Below are 19,816 nucleotides of genomic sequence, written 5' to 3'. Positions count from 1 at the left end.
GCCTTCACCTTCCAGACATATTTAACGTGTAGTGCCAGCCCTCCACCGACCACCACCCGAATGCGAGAGCCGAAGATCCTCAAGACCCGACATGGTAAGCGTTTCTTGCCCCAACGGGCTTTACATTCCGCAGATGGTCACTCACATCGGAAATACTGCGAAGCGGCATCCGTCACCTGGATTTGGCACGTCTGTGTCTATCTATCTGACGGGAATTGGCCGTTTCGTTCGCGCAGCTTTCTAAGGATGGATAAATGTCTCAGCCGAGAACCGGCACACCGGGCGATGTCGAAGAAATCCATTGGCCTTCTCTGGTGGCAGCCATCTCGTCCATATCTGCCGTTGGCATAGCAATCGGCCTCGGTCTCCCGCTTCTCAGCATCATCCTCGAAAAACGCGGCGTCTCGTCCACCCTGATCGGGCTCAACACGGCAATGGCCGGGGTCGCGGCGATGGCCGCCGCACCGATCACCACCAAACTCGCCCATAAATACGGCGTTGCGCCGACAATGCTCTGGGCCGTGCTGATTTCGGCGCTGAGCGCGCTCGGTTTCTATTACGCCCAGGATTTCTGGATGTGGTTTCCGCTGCGCTTCGCCTTCCATGGCGCGACGACGACGCTGTTCATCCTCTCCGAATTCTGGATCAACGCCGCTTCGCCGCCTTCCAAGCGCGGTTTCGTGCTCGGCATCTATGCGACGGTGCTTTCCCTTGGCTTTGCGGCCGGACCTCTGCTCTTTTCGGTCCTCGGCAGCGACGGCATCTTCCCATTCCTGATCGGCGCCGCCGCCATCCTGCTTGCGGCCATCCCGATCTTCATCGCCCGCGACGAGAGCCCGGTGCTCGAGGAAAAACCGGAGCTGCATTTCATGCGCTACGTTTTCCTGGTGCCGACGGCGACGGCGGCGGTCTTCATCTTCGGCGCGGTGGAGGCCGGCGGGCTGTCGCTTTTCCCGATCTTTGCCGTGCGCGCCCATTTCACCGAATCGCAGGCCGCGCTGCTGCTCACCATGATGGGCGTCGGCAACGTCATCTTTCAGATCCCGCTCGGCCTGCTTTCCGACCGCATCGCCGACAAGCGGCCGCTTCTGGCCGGCATGGCGCTGATGGGCTTCATCGGCTCGATGATGTTGCCGCTACTGCTCGACAACTGGCTTCTGATGGCCGGGCTCCTGCTTTTCTGGGGCGGCTGCGTCTCAGGCCTCTATACGGTCGGCCTCAGCCATCTCGGCTCGCGGCTGACCGGCTCCGATCTTGCGGCAGCCAATGCTGCCTTTGTCTTCTGTTATGCGATGGGGACCGTGGCCGGTCCGCAGGCGATCGGCGCGGCGATCGATGTCGCTGGAAATAACGGGTTTGCCTGGGCGATTGCCGCTTTCTTCGGTCTTTACGCCCTACTTTCGGGCATCAGACTGATGTTCATTCGAAAACGGGCTTGACTTTTCGGGCGGGATTCGTAGTTTCGCGCCAGGATTTGCCGTGGAGCCCATCCGGCTTCCACGGCTTTCATTTTCTTAAAGGCAGGACGACCATGGCCAAGGCTACAACAATCAAGATCAAGCTGCTGTCGACAGCCGACACCGGTTTCTTCTACGTCACCACGAAGAACAGCCGCACGATGACGGACAAGATGACGAAGACGAAGTACGACCCGGTTGCAAAGAAACATGTCGAGTTCAAGGAAACCAAGATCAAGTAATCACTTGGCCTGACGGATTTCACAAAAGCGCGCGCTTTCGGGTTGCGCGTTTTTTATTGTCCGGCTTTGTGGTTTTCAAGATGATAGCGCAAACAGACAAAACGCCGCCCTTCCATCGTCGGGAAGTGGCGGCGTTTTCTTGAAAGGGGGTCGGCCAGCATGCAAAACGGCACGAGGAACCGCTATAACTTGCCTACTAGCCGACCGACCCCACGACCCAGGAGATGCGGCGGACCTGAGCATCATGGGGTATCGACAACTCCTCAACGGGAGCGCTTCTCTTATGAGCCGATAATTTGCGCAAAAATGAAAGAAAATCAACAAATTCTTAATGATGAATTTTCTCATCTTGATTCTATGGTTAAAAGTCCAGATTTGGGACATACAAAGATTTGTCGTCTCTGCTTTGGATCGAAGCGTAGCACCTGCTCTTTCCAAGAAATTCGACAATATAACTTAATAACTTACGCCACCCCTCCCCTTACGTGAGGTGACGCCGCCGCAATCTATTTGACCCTGTCGGCGGCAGGCATTTTTTATAGTCTTCATTTCATTTTGAGCTACGGCCTGACGCTCTCAAGACTATCGCGCGGCGCCACATCCGCGGCAACGCGGCGAGTCCATTTTTGAGCTATTGAGCTGCAATTTTTTCGCCCCGCAGTGCACAGGCGAAGATTAAAAATCGGTAACAATTCGCTTACCGCAGTGGAAAACCCGCAAATGGCGCATATGGCGGCAAGTGATTCGTCAGGCGGCTGCGGCGACCACACGGTTGCGGCCGGTATTTTTGGCCTCGTAAAGGGCCAGATCCGCCTGTTTCATCAGCTGGTCTGGTGTCAGCACCGACGTAATGCGCGAGGCGATGCCGAACGAAGCAGTGACATTCAGCGCTTCTCCGGCGTGTTTCAGCATGAAGGGAGCGTTTTCGATCGCCGCACGCAGGCGCTCGGCGACGGCGGCGGCAATTTCCGGCGAGGTGTCCGGCATCACAACAACGAATTCCTCTCCACCGTAGCGGCAGGCGAGATCGGCACCGCGGATGGTCGAACGGACGCGATTTGCGAATTCCCGCAGCACCTCATCGCCGCCGTCATGGCCGTAGGTGTCGTTCACATGCTTGAAGCGGTCGATATCGGTGATCAGCACCGAAAGCGGCCGGCCCCGCGCCATAGAACGGTTGAAAAGCACGTTCAGGTGATTGTCGAGATAGCGCCGGTTATAAAGGCCGGTCAGCGGATCGGTCACGGCAAGCTCGATCGTCTGCTTGACGCTGGCGCGCAGCCGGTCGTTGTAGCGCTTGCGGCGGATCTGCGTCAGGCTACGGGCGACCAGTTCGTTGGGATCGACCGGGCGGATGATGTAGTCGTTGACGCCGAGATCGAGCGCGCGCACGACCATGTCGTCAGCGCCTTGCTCAGTGATGATCAGGACCGGCAGAAAGCGCGTGCGCTCCAGCGAACGCAGCTGCGAGCAGAGGCGAAGCGGATCGTAATCGTCGAAGTTGGCATTGACGATGACGAGATCGAAGGCGCTTTCGGCCGCCTCGAAGAGGGCGGCCTGCGGATCGGAGAGGGCAAGCACGTCGGCGACGGGCTTCAGCGCCTTGATGATGCGCTCCTGCGAATTGGCGCGGCCGTCGACGAGCAGGACCTGAGCGGTCTCGTCGGCGCGGCCCTCGCCTGCCCGCGTGAGGTCGTCGATGCCCATCGTATGGGCGGTGTCGGCGCGGATGCGCAGCTCATCGCTCAACGTCTTCAGCCGCAGCAGGCTCTTCACCCGGGAGATCAGCTGCAGATCGTTGACCGGCTTGGTGAGAAAATCGTCAGCGCCGGCCTTCAGGCCGCGTACGCGATCGGTCGGCTGGTCGAGCGCGGTGACCATGACGACTGGAATATGGGCGGTCTTCTGGCTGGCCTTCAGCCGCTCGCAGACCTCGAAACCGTCTATGCCGGGCATCATGATGTCGAGCAGAATGAGATCGACTTGATTGCGCTCGCAGATCGCCAGTGCCGTGTAGCCGTCCGCTGCGGTCATCACGTCGAAATACTCCGCAAGCAGCCGCGCTTCGAGCAGCTTCACGTTGGCCGGAATATCGTCAACCACCAGTATTCGCGCAGTCATAAGCGTCTTTCCGATGCGTCAGGCATCGCCCAGATAGGTCTTGATCGTCTCGATGAATTTCGGAACCGAGATCGGCTTTGAAACATAGGCCTCGCAGCCGCCTTGGCGGATCCGCTCCTCGTCCCCCTTCATCGCGAAAGCCGTAACGGCGATGACGGGAATCACGTGCAGCTCGTCGTCTTCCTTCAGCCACTTCGTAACTTCGAGGCCGGAGACCTCGGGAAGCTGAATATCCATCAGGATGAGGTCGGGACGATGCTTGCGCGCCAGATCGAGCGCCTCCATGCCGTTTCTGGTCTGGATCGTCGTATAGCCGGACGCCTCGATGAGGTCGCGAAAGAGCTTCATGTTGAGCTCGTTATCTTCTACAATCATCACCTGTTTGGGCATGACAAGCTGTCCCTACGTCCGTTCGCGCAGCGGTTCGTCCCATGACAAAGGCACATGCGGACAAATAGCTCCGTGAAACCGATAGCGCACGCTACCGGTATTTGGTTGAAGAAAAGGTAACTTACCCAGCGAAATGCAAAGCAACTTCAAGACTTCGAAACAACAGGCTGCCGACCCGCACGAGACGGCGATCGCCGTGCTCGGCTGGCTTGCCGACGATCCCGAAATGTTCGGCCGCTTTCTCGCCCTGACGGGCGTGGCGCCCGGCCAGGTGCGCAACGCCGTCAACGATCCGGGATTCCTCGCCGGCCTGATGGATTTTCTGATGAACCACGAACCGACAGCCATGGCCTTCTGCGCGGCGAGCGGCATAAGCCCGGAGACGGTGACCGGCGCCTGGCAGCATTTCTCTTCGCCGGGCCTCGATTCCGGAGAATACTGATCGTGGCCTCCGAAGAATTCGATATCTCGCACATCCGCCTCGGCAAGCGGCCGTTGATCGTCTGTGACGTCGACGACGTCGTGTTGCAGTTCATCGGTCCCTTCCAGCTTTTCCTTCAGAGCCGGGGCCACACCTTTCTGCCGCGATCGTTCCGGCTTCATGGCAACATCGTCTCGCAAGCCGACGGCGCGGAGATCGAAGATCATGAGGTCAGCCGGCTGATTGAGGAATTCTTCGAGGCCCAAGAGCTGTGGCAGACGCCGCTCGACCGCGTGGTCGAAACGCTCGACCGACTTTCGGAAGAGGCCGACATCCTTTTCCTGACAGCCATGCAGCCGCGGTTCCAGGACCAGCGCCGTCGGCTGTTGGACAGGATGGGCCTGCTCTTTCCGCTGCTTGCCACCGAACAACCCAAAGGGCCGATCGTTCACGCATTGCATGCCAGCCGCTCCCTTCCCGTCGTCTTCATTGATGATATGGCGCGCAATCTGCATTCCGTTAGGGAACACGTCGCCGATTGCCTGCTGATTCATCTGATGCCGAACTCGCCCGTCCATCGTTTCGCGCCAGCGGCGGCCGACGACATCACCCGCGCCACCGACTGGACGCACGCGGCCGAGCTCATCGAGGCGCATTTTGTTTCCGGCACGTTCACGCGCGCAGTTCCAGCCGCATGAGCGGACGACCGTCCTTGCGCCGCGCTACTGTCTCGAAACCGGCCGCATCGAAGATCGCCGTCGAGCCGATGCAGAGCGTCACTGATTTCGACTGCTTCACATGATCGATCGGACAGGCTTCGAGCAGCCGTGCTCCCTGGCGCCGCGCATGGTCGATCGCGCCAGCGAGCAGGCGGTGGCTCATTCCCTTGCCGCGCAGTTTGGGCAGCAGGAAGAAGCAACTGACGGCCCAGATAGATGGATCATGCGCATCTCCCTCTTCCAGCGGCCGCGAGACGGTGCGCGGCGAATTGAACTGCGGCACGTCGTGGCGCGGCCCGACCTGCACCCAGGCGACCGGCGCGCCCTCGGCATAACAGAGGATGCCAGGCGGCGGACCCGCGTTAATCCGTCCCCGCATATGCGCCTTGCGTTCGTCGGCCGCCATCTCAGTCCTTATCGCATGCGGCAGGCGCAGCGCCACGCACCAGCAATTATAGAAGGCACCCTGCGGCCCGAACACGATTTCGAAATCGTCCCAGCGTGCTGGCGTTACCGGCTCGAAACGAAGATCGTTATCCAAAGGCAAAGCTCCCGCCCTCTCTTGAGACTCGGAAGCTTAAGGCGTAACCTCGCCACGTTCAATCTTTGTTCTCATCATGACACCCGCCCCTGACAAGACACCCGGCTTCTGTCGCGACTGCCTTGCCGAGCAGAAGGGCGAGGCGCGCCGCTGCGTTTCCTGCGGCAGCCCCCGTCTCGTGCGCCATCGCGAACTCTACGCATTGACGCTTGCACATATCGATTGCGACGCCTTCTACGCAGCAGTGGAGAAACGCGACAATCCGGAGCTTGCCGACAAGCCTGTCATCATCGGCGGCGGCAAACGCGGTGTGGTTTCCACTGCCTGCTATATCGCCCGTATCCACGGCGTGCGTTCGGCCATGCCGATGTTCAAGGCGCTGGAGGCATGCCCTGAAGCGATCGTCATCCGCCCCGACATGGAGAAATATGTCCGTGTCGGGCGCCAGGTGCGCGCAATGATGCAGGATCTGACGCCGCTGGTGCAGCCGCTATCGATCGACGAGGCCTTCCTGGAGCTCGGCGGTACCGAGAGGCTGCATCACGATCCCCCGGCGCGTACGCTGGCCAAATTCGCTCGTCGCATCGAAAGGGAGATCGGCATCACCGTTTCGGTCGGGCTTTCCTACTGCAAATTCCTCGCCAAGGTCGCCTCCGACCTGCAGAAGCCGCGCGGCTTTTCGGTCATCGGCCGCGAGGAAGCGGTCGAGTTCCTGGCACCGCGTCCCGTCACCACGATCTGGGGCGTCGGCAAGGCCTTTGCGGCGACGCTGGAGGCGGACGGCATCCGTACCATCAGCCAATTGCAGCAGATGGAGGAGAACGACCTGATGCGCCGCTACGGCAGCATCGGTCAGCGGCTCGCCCGGCTGTCGCGCGGCATAGACGACCGCGAAGTGCATCTCAACGATGCGGCCAAGAGCGTCTCGTCCGAGACGACTTTCTTCGACGATATCTCACGTTATGACGATCTGGTGCCGATCCTGCGCAACCTCTCCGAAAAGGTCTCCTGGCGGCTGAAGCAAAACGGCATTGCCGGCCAGACCGTGGTTCTGAAGATGAAGAGCGCCGATTTCAAATCGCGCACCCGCAACCGCAGGCTCGAAGACCCAACCCAGCTTGCCGACAAGATCTTCCGCACCGGGCTCGAGCTTCTCGAAAAAGAGACTGACGGTACGAAGTTCCGCCTGATCGGCATCGGCGTCACCGATCTCGGCGATGCCGCCCGCGCCGATCCGCCCGATCTGATCGACCAGCAATCGGGCCGGCGAGCGGCGGCCGAAGCGGCGATGGACAAGCTGCGCGACAAGTTCGGCAAGCGGACGGTCGAGACCGGCTATACGTTCGGCAACAGCAAGCGCGATCACTAGCGCATAATCCCGAAAATCTGCATCGATTTTCGGGGTTATGCGCAGATTCAAAGTGATAGAGCGTCCTTAGCGCGTCAGAAAAGACGCACGGCGCTCTAACGCGTGAGGCCTGTCAGCCAGGCGGCCTATAAAATCTTCCTTAAACTTCGTCCCATAATGTGCCGGGCAAGTATTGCGTATGGTTGGGTATCATGTTCTCGCGTCTCGTCTTCGGCCTCGGCTTGCTGTCGGCCACCGCACTCGTGCACCCTGCTCTTGCCGCGGATGCTGCGCGCACGCTGCAGATCTTCGTCTCGAAGGACAAGCAGTCGCTTGCGGTCTATGACGGCACCGAGGTCGTCGCGACCTCGAAGGTCTCGACCGGCAAGGACGGCCACACGACGCCGAGCGGCATCTTCTCGGTGCTGGAAAAGCAGAAATACCACGAATCCAATCTCTATTCGGCGGCCCCGATGCCGTTCATGCAAAGGCTGACCTGGTCCGGCATCGCGCTGCACGAATCCAATTCCGTGCCGCGTTATCCGGCCTCGCATGGCTGCGTGCGCATGCCCGGCGCCTTCGCAAAAATGCTCTATGGGATGACCGATCCCGGTGTCCCCGTCATTATCAGCGACGGTGAACTGGTGCCGCAGCCGATCGACCATCCGACCCTTTTTCATCCGGATGCACCGGCGGCGATGCCACTGCTTTCGGACGTCGAACTGCGGCCCTCCATGCCCGACAGCCCCGAGAAGCCGGTGCAGGTGGCGATGAACGATACCGCTGCAATGCCGATGCCGGCAGCGCAGCCGATTGCGGCGCCCGAACCCGAGCCGCCGTCCGAGCCGATCAGCATGCTGATTACGCGCCGGACGCTGCGCGAGACGGTGATCGACATCCAGACCCTGCTCAACCAGCTCGGTTTTTCCGCCGGCAATCCGGACGGCTTGCTCGGTCCGTCGACCGTGCAGGCGATCAAGGCTTTCAAGACGCTGCGGCCGGCGGAATTTGCCGCCGACAAGAGCCTGGTCTCCGACACGCTCCTCAGAGAAGTCTATGCCGCGGCTGGCAAGGGCGAGCCGCCGAACGGCGTCATCATGGTGCGGCAGGCCTTCAAGCCGATCTTCGAAGCGCCGGTGACGATCACCGATCCGGGACTGGCGCTCGGCACACATTTCTTCACGCTGCATGCAGTCGATGAAAGCGCCGGCACGGCCGACTGGCTCGGCATCACGCTCGAGAACAATCTGTCTCGCGAGACGATGAAGCGGCTCGGCATTACCAATCAGGAAAGCTCGATCATTACAGGCAAGCCGATCGCCCGTTCGCTCAGCCGGATTACCATCCCCGATGAGACCCGCCGCAAGATCGACGCCCTCATCGCGCCCGGCTCGACGCTGACAATCTCCGATACCGGCCTCGGCCGGGAGACCGGCGAAGGCACGGATTTCATCACAATCACCCGCGGGTGATGCGCATCACGCTAATGCGTGTCGCCAAAAGTGCGCAGCGGTTTTGGGATAACGAGATGCACAAATCAAAGACTTAAAGCGCGCGCATGAATCCGGAATGACGCGGCGCGCTTTAGGCTGATCAGACAAGCTCGACGTCGACGACGCCGGGGGCCGCACGAAGGGCGGCGGCGATCTCCGGCGTGATGCGGTATTTCTCCGGCAGCGCCACTTCCACCTCGCGTTTGCCCTCCTCCTTGATGACGATGAAGGAAACGAGGCCGTCGCCCTTGGCGTTCAAATGGCCGGCAACCATTCTCAGCGGTCCGGAATCGCGGACATAGACGCGCAGCGCCTTCTGCATCTGCAGCGACTTTTCCTCCAGCGACTGGATCGTCTGGATGCGCAGGCCGATGCCCTCCGGCCGCTCCTCGCCCGTCGCGGTCAGCACGAAGGATTTGCCTGACTCCAACACGTCGCGATACTGGTTCAGCATTTCCGAAAACAGCACCGCTTCGAACTGGCCCGAAGAATCCGAAAAGACGATGATGCCCATCTTGTTGCCGGTGCGAGTCTTGCGCTCCTGCTTGGAGATGACGGTGCCGGCAAGGCGCGCATTGGCCGCGCCCTGTTTGATGGCCGCGGAAAATTCGGCAAAGGTCTGCACCCGCATCTTCTGCAGGATATTGTTGTAGGAATCGAGCGGGTGGGCTGTGAGATAGAAGCCCAGCACCTGGAATTCCTTGAGCAGCCGCTCGGAGGGGAGCCAGGGCGAGAACGGCGGCAGGGAGATCTTCTCAGGCCCCGACGTCAACGTACTGCCGAAAATGTCCGACTGGCCGCTCAGCTTGTTCTCCTGGGCGCGCTGGGCATAACCGAGAATGCGGTCGAGGCCGGCAGCTAGCTGGGCGCGGTCCATGTCGAAACAATCGAAGGCGCCGGCATAGATCAGGCTTTCGAGCACGCGGCGATTGACCTGACGCGGATCGATGCGCAGGCAGAAATCCTCGATGCTGGCAAAGGGCTTGTCGCCACGCACCTCGACGATATGGTCGACGGCGGATTCGCCGACGCCCTTGAGGGCGGCGAGCGCGTAATAGATGCGGTTATTGCCGGTCTCGAAATGGCGGAAGGAGGTCTGCACCGAGGGCGCGATCACCTCGATGCCGAGGCGCTTGGCATCCTGACGGAAATCATTGACCTTTTCCGTGTTGGACATGTCGAGCGTCATCGAGGCGGCGAGGAATTCGACCGGATAATGCGCCTTCATGTAGGCCGTCTGGTAGGAGACGATGGCATAGGCGGCGGCATGCGACTTGTTGAAGCCGTAATTGGCGAACTTCGCCAGCAGTTCGAAGATATTGTCGGCCTGCGGCTTCGATACGCCATTCTTGACGGCGCCAACGACAAAGCGTTCGCGCTGCTGGTCCATCTCGGCCTTGATCTTCTTGCCCATGGCGCGACGCAGAAGGTCGGCTTCGCCCAGCGAATAGCCGGACAGCACCTGGGCGATCTGCATCACCTGTTCCTGGTAGACGATGACGCCCTGGGTTTCCTTGAGCAGGTGGTCGATCATCGGATGGATCGATTCCAGCTCTTCGTCGCCGTGCTTGCGGGCATTGTAGGTCGGGATGTTCTCCATCGGGCCGGGACGGTAAAGCGCCACCAGCGCGATGATGTCCTCGATGCAGTCCGGCTTCATGCCGATCAGCGCCTTGCGCATGCCGGCACTTTCCACCTGGAACACACCGACCGTCTCGCCGCGCGACAGCATCTCGTAGGTCTTCTTGTCGTCGAGAGGAATGGCTGCGAGATCGACCTTGACGCCGAGCTTGGCGACGAAATCGACCGCGACCTTCAGCACAGTCAGCGTCTTCAGGCCGAGGAAGTCGAACTTGACGAGGCCCGCCTGCTCCACCCATTTCATGTTGAATTGGGTGACCGGCATGTCCGAGCGCGGATCGCGATACATCGGCACCAGCTTGGAAAGCGGCCGGTCGCCGATGACGATGCCGGCGGCATGGGTCGAGGCATGGCGGTAAAGCCCCTCGATCTTCTGAGCGATGTCGAGCAGCCGCGCGACAACAGGTTCTTTCGCCGCCTCCTCCTGCAGCTTCGGCTCTTCCTCGATCGCCTTGGACAACGGCGTCGGATTGGCGGGATTGTTCGGCACGAGTTTGCAGATCTTGTCGACCTGGCCATAGGGCATTTCCAGCACGCGGCCGACGTCGCGAAGGGCGGCGCGCGCCTGCAATGAACCGAAGGTGATGATCTGCGCCACCTGCTCGCGGCCATACTTGGCCTGGACATAGCGGATCACCTCTTCGCGGCGATCCTGGCAGAAGTCGATGTCGAAGTCGGGCATCGAGACGCGTTCCGGATTGAGGAAGCGCTCGAACAGCAGCGAAAAACGCAGCGGATCGACGTCGGTGATCGTCAATGCATAGGCGACCAGCGAACCGGCGCCCGACCCGCGGCCGGGACCGACCGGAATGTCATGCTGCTTGGCCCATTTGATGAAGTCGGCAACGATCAGGAAGTAACCGGGGAAACGCATGCGCTCGATGACGCTGAGCTCGAATTCCAGCCGCTCGCGATAATCCTTCTCCTCGTAACCCGGCGACATGCCCAGCGTCGAAAGCCGCATGTCCAGCCCTTCGACCGCCTGGCGGCGCAGCTCGCTCGCCTCGGCGCGCTCGGCCTCCTCGGCATCGTCGGTCGCACCGGTGAAGCGCGGCAGGATCGGCTTTCGCGTCTTCAGCACGAAGGAGCAGCGCCTCGCGATCTCGATCGTATTTTCCAGCGCTTCCGGCAGGTCGGCGAAGAGCTTGGCCATCTCGGCCCGGCTCTTCAGATAATGATCCGGCGTCAGCCGGAAGCGGCTGTCGTCGGACACGATGGCGTTGTGCGCGACCGCCATCAGCGCATCATGGGCGTCGTAATCGTCGCGTGTCGGAAAGAACGCCTCGTTGGTCGCAACCAGCGGCAGGTCGTGGGCATAGGCAAGCCCGACAATCTTCTGTTCGTGCCGCTTGTCGTAAGTGCCGTGCCGCTGCAGCTCGACATAGAGCCTGTCGCCGAAGAGACGCTTCAGCGTGAGCAGCCGGGCTTCCGCCTGAGCGGGATGGCCTTCCTTGATCGCCACGTCGACCGGCCCGGTCAGGGCGCCGGTCAATGCGATCAGCCCTTCCGTGCCTGCCTCCTCCAGCCAGGAGGCGCTGATATGAACGGCCTGATTGCTCTCGCCGCCGAGATAGGCGCGGCTGACGAGATCGACCAGCCTTTCGTAACCGGCATCCGTCGCAGCGAGAAGAACGATCGCCGGCAGCTTGACCAGGGCCTGCTGGCCACCGCGCTTTTCCGTTTCCAACCCGTCTTCCATGTCGATCGAGACCTGACAGCCGATGATCGGCTGCAGGCCGTCCTCCATCGCCTTCTGGGAGAATTCGAGGGCGACGAACAGATTGTTGGTGTCGGTAATCGCAATTGCCGGCTGGCTGTCGCCGGTCGCCTTGTAGAGAATCTTCTTCAGCGGCAGTGCGCCCTCGAGGAGCGAATAGGCGGAATGGACCCTCAGGTGGATGAAGCCCGGCGTGCCGCCGGTCGCCTCACCCGTTGAACCCTTTGCCGTATCCGCCATGACATGCCTTCCCAATCACCCGAATGAATCGGACGCATTGTCGGCATAGAGGGCGATGATGTCCAGAAGAAGTCCCGCATCCGGACCGCATGATGACCATGCGGTCCCCTGAAAACTTTAGAGCGCCATGACGATGAGCGAGAAGCTGGCAACGAACATTGCGATGGAGGTGAATGCTGCGATATCACGGATCATGTCAGTCATCGGGCTCTCCTTTACTCGTTATGTTGTCAATTTGTTCCATGTATGTTCTGTTGTCAACAGGAATCTTTTCCTTCTTTCTTGTGTTTGAAAAATGCCGGGATGCGCACCTTCGAATCGCTGGGAGCCAGTACCCGATGATATGGGCGGCAGCTGTCCCTTCTGGCCTGCCACAGATCGGTCATGGCGCCTAGACGGCCAGCCTCCTCGAGGCGACCCGTTTATTTCAAATCTTTGTTCCTCTTTTGTTCTTTACACCTCGCAGCATATTTGCCAGCATCCAGCCGAGAAGAGGAGAACGAGATGTTCGATATTCCGATGCTGAACGAATTCGTCGTGGAGGCGAAGGCTGCGACCTATGTCGGCGGCGGCGTGGCGCGCGTACCCTGCCGGCCGAGCTCCCACGATATCGGTTACGAACGCGGCGACTGGCGCTATCTCGACAGCTATTTCGGCGGCACCGATTTCGCCGGACAGGAGGTGGTGTGGCTTGCCGACGAGCCCATCTGGGCGATGAATTATTTCGGCTGCGTCATCGCGCCGAAGCTCATCGACGGCACAGTAGCCGGGACGGTGATCAAGGCTGCACTTTCGGCGATGTATCGAGAGGGCCGATTTCTTGGCGGAATGGAATTCGACCATCCGTTCGGCCGCTATCTCGATCGCAACGAAGGCGGCTGCGAGCGGTTCAGCGGCCACGAATGCATCATGGTCGGCGGCCAGAAGGCCTATGCGCTTGATTATCGCGGCGGGCTGATCGTGCCCTGATCACAGCCTTAAAGTGCATCGCGTCAATCTGGATTCATGCGATGCACATTAAGTCTCTGATTTATGCATGTCGTTATCCCAAAACCACTGCAGGCTTTTGGGCGACATGCATCAGAAATCGACGATCTTGCCGTCAGAGATCGTCACGCGGCGATCCATGCGGCGGGCGAGCTCGTGATTATGGGTGGCGATGAGGGCAGCAAGGCCGGACTGGCGCACCAACGCTTCCAGCGCATCGAAGACGTAGCTTGCCGTTTCGGGATCGAGATTGCCGGTCGGCTCGTCGGCAAGAAGAAGAGTCGGCGCATTGGCGACGGCACGGGCAATCGCAACGCGCTGCTGCTCGCCGCCGGAAAGCTCGCCCGGGCGATGCGAGCCACGATGGCCGATGCGCATATAATCGAGAAGCTGGCCGGCCCGCTCTCCGGCTTCCTTCCAGGACAGCCCGGCGATCAGTTGCGGCATCATGATATTTTCAAGCGCCGAGAATTCCGGCAGCAGGTGATGGAACTGGTAGACGAAGCCGATTTCACTGCGGCGGATCGCGGTGCGTTTCTCGTCGCTCAGGCCGTCACAGGCATGGCCGTTGATGTTAACTTCACCGCCGTCCGGATGCTCCAGCAGGCCGGCGATATGCAGCAGCGTCGATTTGCCGGTGCCGGAGGGCGCGACAAGAGCGACGATCTCGCCCTTCGACATCGAAAAATCCGCGCCCTTCAGGATCGGGAGCAGCGTATCGCCCTGCCCGTATTGGCGCTCGACGCCGGTAAGCTTGAGAACGACGTTGCGTTTCATGAAGGCGGCATTCCTTATTCGTAGCGCAGGGCCTGCACCGGATCGAGCCTGGAGGCACGCCAGGCCGGGAAAATGGTCGCGATGAAGGAGAGCGTCAGCGCCATGATGACGATCGAGATCGTTTCGCTGAGATCCATCTCGGCCGGCAGCTGGCTGAGGAAATAGACCTGCGGATTGAAGAGCACGGTGCCTGAGATCCAGGAGAAGAACTGGCGGATGGATTCGATGTTGACGCAGACGAGGACGCCGAGCAGAACGCCGGCAATGGTACCGACGATGCCGATCGCCGCCCCGGTCATGAAGAAGATGCGCATGATCGCACCGGCGCTGGCGCCCATGGTGCGCAGGATGGCGATATCGCTGCCCTTGTCCTTCACCAGCATGATGAGGCCGGAGATGATGTTCAGCGCCGCCACGAGCACGATCAGCGTCAGGATCATGAACATGACGTTGCGCTCGACCTGCAGCGCCGAGAAGAAGGTCTGGTTGCGCTGGCGCCAGTCGGTGATGGCGATCTGGCGGCCGGCTGCCTCCTCCACCTTGGGCCTTAGATTGTCAATATCGTCGGGGTTGTCGACGAAGAGCTCGATCGACTGCACCAGTCCCTCGGCATTGAAAAAGAGCTGCGCTTCCTCGAGCGGCATGAAGATGATCGAGGAGTCATATTCCGACATGCCGATCTCGAAGAGCCCGGAGATCTTGTAGGACTTGATGCGCGGATTGACGCCCATCGGCGTGATGTCGCCTTCCGGCGAGGTCAGCGTGATGAGGTCGCCGACGCGCAGACCGAGCTGGTCGGCCATGCGGGTGCCGATCAGCACGCCTTCGCCGGAGGCATAACCCACCATGTCGCCTGATTTGATGTTGTCGGAGATCGTCTTGAGCTTGGTCAGGTCCTCGGCGCGCGCGCCACGCACCAGCGCACCGGTGCTGCCGCCGGCCTGGGCGGAGGCGAGCACCTGGCCTTCCACCAGGGGTAGCGCCATCTTGATGCCGGGTACGGCGGCGAGCTTGCCGCTGAGGACAGGATAATCGGTGAAGGGGCCGTCGACCGGCTGGACGATCATGTGGCCGTTGATGCCGAGAATACGCGAGACGAGTTCGGTGCGGAAGCCGTTCATCACGGCCATGACGATGATCAGCGTCGCAACACCCAGCATGATGCCGACGAAGGAGAAGCCGGCGATGACTGAAATGAAGGCCTCCTTGCGGCGGGCGCGCAGATAACGCCACGCCACGAGGCGTTCAAAGGTGGAAAATGGCTTGCCAGCCGGACCCAAGCCGGATTTTGAACTCCGGTCCACTGCTGCCTCTGCCATTTCGCCTCCGTTTCCTAAGCCACAAACCGATTGATCGCCGCTTCGATGGTCATCGTTTCGCGGGCGCCGGTCTTGCGGTCTTTCACCTCAACTTCGCCGTTTGCGACCGCGCGCGGGCCGGCGATGATCTGGACAGGCACACCGATCAAGTCGGCGGTCGCGAATTTGGTGCCGGCCCGGTCGTCGGTATCGTCGTAGAGCACATCCTTGCCGGCCTTGGTCAGCGCGGCATAGATCAGCTCGCAGGTATCGTCGCAGGCCTGATCGCCCGCCTTCATGTTGATCACAACGATATCGAAGGGCGCGACCGATGCCGGCCAGATGATTCCGTTATCATCATGCGATGCTTCGATGATGGCGGGAACAAGGCGTGTCGGGCCGATACCGTAGGAACCCATGTGAACGAAGTGTTCCTTGCCATCAGGTCCCTGCACTTTCGCGCCCATCGGCTCGGAATATTTCGTGCCGAAATAGAAGATATGGCCGACCTCGATGCCGCGTGCCGACAGGCGGTCGCCTTCGGGAACGGCGTTGAAGGCCGCCTCGTCGTGCATTTCCGAGGTCGCCGCATAGAGCGAGGTCCACTTGTCGAAGATCGCCTGCAAACCCTCGACACTGTCGAAATCGGTATGTTCACCAGGAATATCGAAATCGACGAAATCCTTATGGCAGAAGACCTCGGATTCGCCCGTGTCGGCGAGGATGATGAATTCATGGCTGAGCTTGCCGCCGATCGGGCCGGTGTCGGCGCGCATCGGTATGGCGCGCAGGCCGAGCCGGTCGAAGGTTCTGAGATAGGCGGCGAACATCTTGTTATAGGAATGCTCCGCCCCTTCGCGGGTCAGATCGAAGGAATAGGCATCCTTCATCATGAATTCGCGCGAGCGCATGGTGCCGAAGCGCGGACGGATCTCGTCACGGAACTTCAGCTGGATATGATAGAGATTAAGCGGCAGGTCCTTGTAGGACTTGATGGAGGAGCGGAAAATATCCGTCACCATCTCTTCGTTGGTGGGGCCGTAGAGCATCGGCCGATCCTGACGGTCCTTGATGCGCAGCATCTCCTTGCCGTAGGCGTCATAGCGGCCGCTTTCCTGCCAGAGCTCGGCCGATTGCAGGGTCGGCATCGAAAGCTCGATGGCGCCGGCACGGTTCTGCTCCTCGCGGATAATGGCGTTGACCTTGTCCAACACGCGTTTGCCCAGCGGCAACCAGGAATAGATGCCCTGTGACTGCTGGCGGATCATGCCGGCGCGCAGCATCAGCCGGTGCGAGACGATTTCCGCCTCCTTGGGATTTTCCTTGAGGATGGGCATGAAATAACGGGACAGACGCATGGCGGATTCCGGAGCAGTTGAGATCCCGCGGCAGGCGGAATCGAAGGCAAGTGTTGATGTGGGAGCGTTCATAGCCGCTTCGCGGCAGGAAGGAAACCCGCAACGGATGTCGGCAACCTCCCGGAAGCGCATGTTCGCACCCGCAAAATGGAAGGGCGTGAAAAAGCGCGTGTTTATAAGGACTTGAACGAAAATCTTGTCAACAGAAAAATTTTGCTAGAGTGTAGCAAAAATGCAAAAAAAGCTGATGACAAAGCCCAATGTTTGAGCTAGTTTTAGCTCACAAAACAGGCAGGGAGTTAAATTCTTGCCGAATTCGCGGTCAAGTCTTGGGAGGATCAGATCTTAGGCGCGCTCGTCGCAGCCCCGGCAACGGTTACAGATCACGCGATACTTAAAACAAGGCTTTTAGCCTTGTTTTTTTTTGGCATTTCGGCCTCGCCCCATCCAAAAGTCCCGCCGACTTCCGTAACGGGACGATCCTCATTCCGTTACGCGAGCTCTTTGCCGCAACAGCATGACGCTGGTATGACGAAGTTCGCTTTCATTAAGCTTGCATCTGCTCAAAGTTTGAGCAAAAGCCACAGTTCAATAGAAGCTGGGGCCGAGTTGCGGCAGTGCGTCGAAGCCCCAGCCGAAATAGGTGTCGCAGACATACCATAGGCCGTAGATCAGAGCCGAAATCAGCGTCGTCAGTGAAAACACGAAAGCAGCGCGAAACCGGGTGGGCGCGCTCGGAACGGTGCCGAGCACCACGTCGTTGTCGTCCGCCTGGGTGCGCAGGCCGATCGGCAGGACGGCAAAAAGCGTCATCCACCAGATGATGAAGTAGACGGCAAATCCCTGAAGAAAGATCTGGAGCATTATGGTTCCCGTTGATGCCGCGCTGATATCGCGTCCTTATACGGCGGAATGGCGACCAACTCAAAGCAGGCGAAGCGTTTAACCGCCTTCTGGTCACTCTGCCGCAGCAGGGCTGCAGGCTCAGGCCTGTTCGAGTTCGATCAGCGTGCCGAAGAAATCCTTGGGATGCAGAAAGAGCACCGGCTTGCCATGCGCGCCGGTTTTCGGCTGGCCGTCGCCGAGCACCCTGGCACCCGCCTCTAGCAGTCGGTCACGGGCGAGAAGAATATCGTCCACCTCGTAGCAGATGTGGTGCATGCCGCCGGATGGGTTCTTTTCGAGGAAGGCTGCGATCGGCGAAGTATCGCCGAGCGGCTGCAGCAATTCGACCTTGGTGTTCGGCAATTCGACGAAAACGACGGTGACGCCATGCTCCGGCAGAGCCTGCGGCTGCGATACGGCAGCACCCAGCGTATCGCGATACGCCGCCGTCGCCGCGGCCAGGTCGGGCACGGCGATGGCGATATGGTTGACCCGGCCGAGCATGGTCAGACCCTGGTGACGAAGGCGGTGACGACGGGCTTCTTGCCCCAGGCCTGGTTCGCAGCAGAGCGAATGGCGCGGCGCACGGCCTCCTGCAGCATATCGATATCCTTGCGACGGGCGCGCGGAATGCTCTCGATGGCGCTGATCGCGGCGTCGAAGAGGGTGTCCTCCATCTCCTCGCCCTCGTCGTCATATACCGGCAGGCCGATCGAAACGAGATCGGGATCGCCGACGATGTCATAGCGGGCGTCGAGCACGACGTTAACAGCGACATGGCCGACATAGGAGAGCTTCTTCCGCTCGCCGATACCCATCTCGTCGAAATCGCCGATCAGCGTGCCGTCCTTATAGATGCGGCCATGCGGCGCCTCGCCGATCACCTCGACGGGACCGGGCGCCAGCCGTAGGATATCGCCGTTGCGCACGCGCGGCACCACGGCGATGCCGGATTGCTCGGCAAGTTCCTTGTGCGCCGTCAGATGCGTCGCCTCGCCGTGCACCGGCACGACGATCTTCGGCCGTGTCCACTCGTACATCCTCTGCAACTCGTTGCGGCGCGGATGGCCTGAAACGTGGACCAGCGCCTCGGTATCGGTGATGATGTGCACACCTTGCTCGACGAGGCCGTTCTTGATGTCCTGGATCGCCTTCTCGTTGCCGGGAATGGCGCGCGAGGAAAAGACGACGATATCGCCTGCCGCAAACGCCACATTGCGCATCTCGTCGCGGGAGAGCTTGGCAAGTGCTGCCCGCGCCTCGCCCTGGCTGCCGGTCAGGATGACGACCACCTTGTCGCGCGGGATATAGCCGTATTCGTCCTCGGAGATGAAGGGCTTCACGCCTTCCATCAGGCCGATGTCCTGGGCGACGTTGACGACGCGCTTCAGCGAACTGCCGAGCAGCAGCACTTCACGGCCTGCCGCCTCGGCAGCCTCGGCAACGGTACGGATGCGCCCGACATTCGACGAGAAGGTGGTGATCGCCACCCGGCCCTCGGCATTCTCGATGATCTTACGCAGGCTTTCGGACACATCCTTCTCGGAGGGCGAAACACCGTCGCGCAACGCATTGGTGGAATCGCACATCAGCGCCAGCACGCCCTCGTCGCCGAGCTGGCGGAAACGTGTCTCATCGGTTAGGGGGCCGAGCGAAGGCTCGTGGTCGATCTTCCAGTCGCCGGTATGGATGACATTGCCGACCGGCGTGCGGATCATCAGCGACATCGGCTCAGGGATCGAATGGTTGACGGCCACACCTTCGATGCTGAAGGGGCCGACATTGATCGTATCGCCTGCCTTGAACGGCGTCACCGGCACTTCGCCGATCGTCGCCTTCTCGAAATTGCGCTTGGCTTCGAGCAGGCCTGATGTAAAGCCAGAGGCATAGACCGGCACGTTGAGGCCGGGCCAGAGGTCGGCGAGCGCACCATAATGGTCTTCATGCGCATGGGTGATGATGATCGCCTTGAGGTTCTTTCGTTCGCTGGCGAGGAAGCGGATATCGGGCAATACGAGGTCGACGCCCGGCAGGTCAGGCCCCGGAAAAGTGACGCCACAATCGACCATGATCCACTGGCGATGCTCGGGCGGGCCGTAGCCATAGAGAGCGAGATTCATGCCTATCTCGCCAACGCCGCCCAGAGGCAGGAATACCAGTTCGTCCTGTTTCGCCATAATT

Annotated in this window: 17 protein-coding genes; 7 read left to right on the top strand and 10 right to left on the bottom strand. The window is 60.4% G+C overall.

From position 1 onward, the window contains the following. Window positions 1-254 precede the first annotated feature (254 nt). Both U5G49_RS07155 and rpmG read left to right on the top strand, forming a co-directional pair. Window positions 255-1,439, top strand: coding sequence for an MFS transporter (locus U5G49_RS07155; protein WP_193444408.1), 1,185 nt, complete (start codon window positions 255-257; stop codon window positions 1,437-1,439). Window positions 1,440-1,531: 92 nt separating this feature from the next. Next, a complete protein-coding gene (gene rpmG / locus U5G49_RS07150; protein ID WP_003547442.1) occupies window positions 1,532-1,699 on the top strand; it encodes a 50S ribosomal protein L33 in 168 nt (55 codons plus the stop codon). A 747-nt stretch (window positions 1,700-2,446) separates the two neighbouring features. Here rpmG and U5G49_RS07145 read toward each other — a convergent pair. Both U5G49_RS07145 and U5G49_RS07140 read right to left on the bottom strand, forming a co-directional pair. Next, window positions 2,447-3,820, bottom strand: coding sequence for a PleD family two-component system response regulator (locus U5G49_RS07145; protein ID WP_047622597.1), 1,374 nt, complete (start codon window positions 3,818-3,820; stop codon window positions 2,447-2,449). An 18-nt stretch (window positions 3,821-3,838) separates the two neighbouring features. Beyond that, on the bottom strand, window positions 3,839-4,210 hold the full coding sequence (locus U5G49_RS07140) for a response regulator (RefSeq protein WP_003547430.1): 372 nt from the start codon (window positions 4,208-4,210) through the stop codon (window positions 3,839-3,841). Window positions 4,211-4,343: 133 nt separating this feature from the next. Between U5G49_RS07140 and U5G49_RS07135 the strand changes: the two genes are divergently transcribed. Both U5G49_RS07135 and U5G49_RS07130 read left to right on the top strand, forming a co-directional pair. Continuing rightward, window positions 4,344-4,652 (top strand): DUF3572 domain-containing protein, encoded by a 309-nt coding sequence (locus U5G49_RS07135; RefSeq protein WP_018241613.1) that lies wholly within the window; start codon window positions 4,344-4,346, stop codon window positions 4,650-4,652. A 2-nt stretch (window positions 4,653-4,654) separates the two neighbouring features. Further along, entirely contained in the window at window positions 4,655-5,329 is a 675-nt protein-coding gene (locus U5G49_RS07130; RefSeq protein ID WP_168338786.1) for a hypothetical protein, read from the top strand. On the opposite strand, the gene U5G49_RS07125 is transcribed toward U5G49_RS07130, so the two are convergent. Then, on the bottom strand, window positions 5,304-5,891 hold the full coding sequence (locus U5G49_RS07125) for a GNAT family N-acetyltransferase (protein WP_130728996.1): 588 nt from the start codon (window positions 5,889-5,891) through the stop codon (window positions 5,304-5,306). The two genes, U5G49_RS07130 and U5G49_RS07125, sit on opposite strands and share 26 nt — an antisense overlap. Window positions 5,892-5,967: 76 nt before the next feature. On the opposite strand from U5G49_RS07125, the gene U5G49_RS07120 reads away from it, so the two are divergent. Then, the gene (locus U5G49_RS07120; protein ID WP_193444407.1) at window positions 5,968-7,260 is read left to right on the top strand and encodes a DNA polymerase IV; all 1,293 of its coding nucleotides are present in this window, start codon (window positions 5,968-5,970) and stop codon (window positions 7,258-7,260) included. A gap of 191 nt (window positions 7,261-7,451) precedes the next feature. Beyond that, entirely contained in the window at window positions 7,452-8,711 is a 1,260-nt protein-coding gene (locus U5G49_RS07115) for a L,D-transpeptidase family protein (RefSeq protein ID WP_115156952.1), read from the top strand. A 121-nt stretch (window positions 8,712-8,832) separates the two neighbouring features. Here the strand turns inward: U5G49_RS07115 and dnaE are convergent, their stop codons facing one another. Then, window positions 8,833-12,330: a DNA polymerase III subunit alpha gene (gene dnaE / locus U5G49_RS07110; protein WP_018447550.1), complete on the bottom strand. Its 3,498-nt coding sequence runs from the start codon at window positions 12,328-12,330 to the stop codon at window positions 8,833-8,835. Between the two features lie 504 nt (window positions 12,331-12,834). On the opposite strand from dnaE, the gene U5G49_RS07105 reads away from it, so the two are divergent. After that, window positions 12,835-13,299, top strand: coding sequence for a DUF5680 domain-containing protein (locus U5G49_RS07105; protein ID WP_018241608.1), 465 nt, complete (start codon window positions 12,835-12,837; stop codon window positions 13,297-13,299). A 111-nt stretch (window positions 13,300-13,410) separates the two neighbouring features. Here U5G49_RS07105 and U5G49_RS07100 read toward each other — a convergent pair whose 3' ends face one another. From U5G49_RS07100 to U5G49_RS07075, 6 genes are all read right to left on the bottom strand, one after another. Beyond that, window positions 13,411-14,094 carry an ABC transporter ATP-binding protein gene (locus U5G49_RS07100; protein WP_112902557.1) on the bottom strand — a complete coding sequence of 228 codons (684 nt, stop codon included), beginning with the start codon at window positions 14,092-14,094 and terminating at the stop codon, window positions 13,411-13,413. A 14-nt stretch (window positions 14,095-14,108) separates the two neighbouring features. Beyond that, window positions 14,109-15,413, bottom strand: a complete 1,305-nt coding sequence (locus U5G49_RS07095) for a lipoprotein-releasing ABC transporter permease subunit (protein ID WP_112902556.1) — start codon at window positions 15,411-15,413, stop codon at window positions 14,109-14,111. A gap of 14 nt (window positions 15,414-15,427) precedes the next feature. Next, on the bottom strand, window positions 15,428-16,750 hold the full coding sequence (gene proS / locus U5G49_RS07090) for a proline--tRNA ligase (RefSeq protein WP_018241605.1): 1,323 nt from the start codon (window positions 16,748-16,750) through the stop codon (window positions 15,428-15,430). A gap of 588 nt (window positions 16,751-17,338) precedes the next feature. Beyond that, window positions 17,339-17,614 (bottom strand): DUF1467 family protein, encoded by a 276-nt coding sequence (locus U5G49_RS07085; protein ID WP_018241603.1) that lies wholly within the window; start codon window positions 17,612-17,614, stop codon window positions 17,339-17,341. A gap of 120 nt (window positions 17,615-17,734) precedes the next feature. Further along, entirely contained in the window at window positions 17,735-18,139 is a 405-nt protein-coding gene (mce, locus tag U5G49_RS07080; protein ID WP_028733668.1) for a methylmalonyl-CoA epimerase, read from the bottom strand. Between the two features lie 2 nt (window positions 18,140-18,141). Then, complete coding sequence (locus tag U5G49_RS07075; protein WP_018241601.1) at window positions 18,142-19,812, bottom strand: ribonuclease J; 1,671 nt, start codon at window positions 19,810-19,812, stop codon at window positions 18,142-18,144. Window positions 19,813-19,816: the final 4 nt, after the last annotated feature.

It is taken from the genome of Rhizobium indigoferae (assembly GCF_034554815.1).
GTDB classification, from domain to species: Bacteria; Pseudomonadota; Alphaproteobacteria; order Rhizobiales; family Rhizobiaceae; genus Rhizobium; species Rhizobium leguminosarum.
The sequence above is the reverse complement of the archived record's forward strand: the minus strand, read 5'-3'. Positions and strand labels throughout refer to the sequence as shown.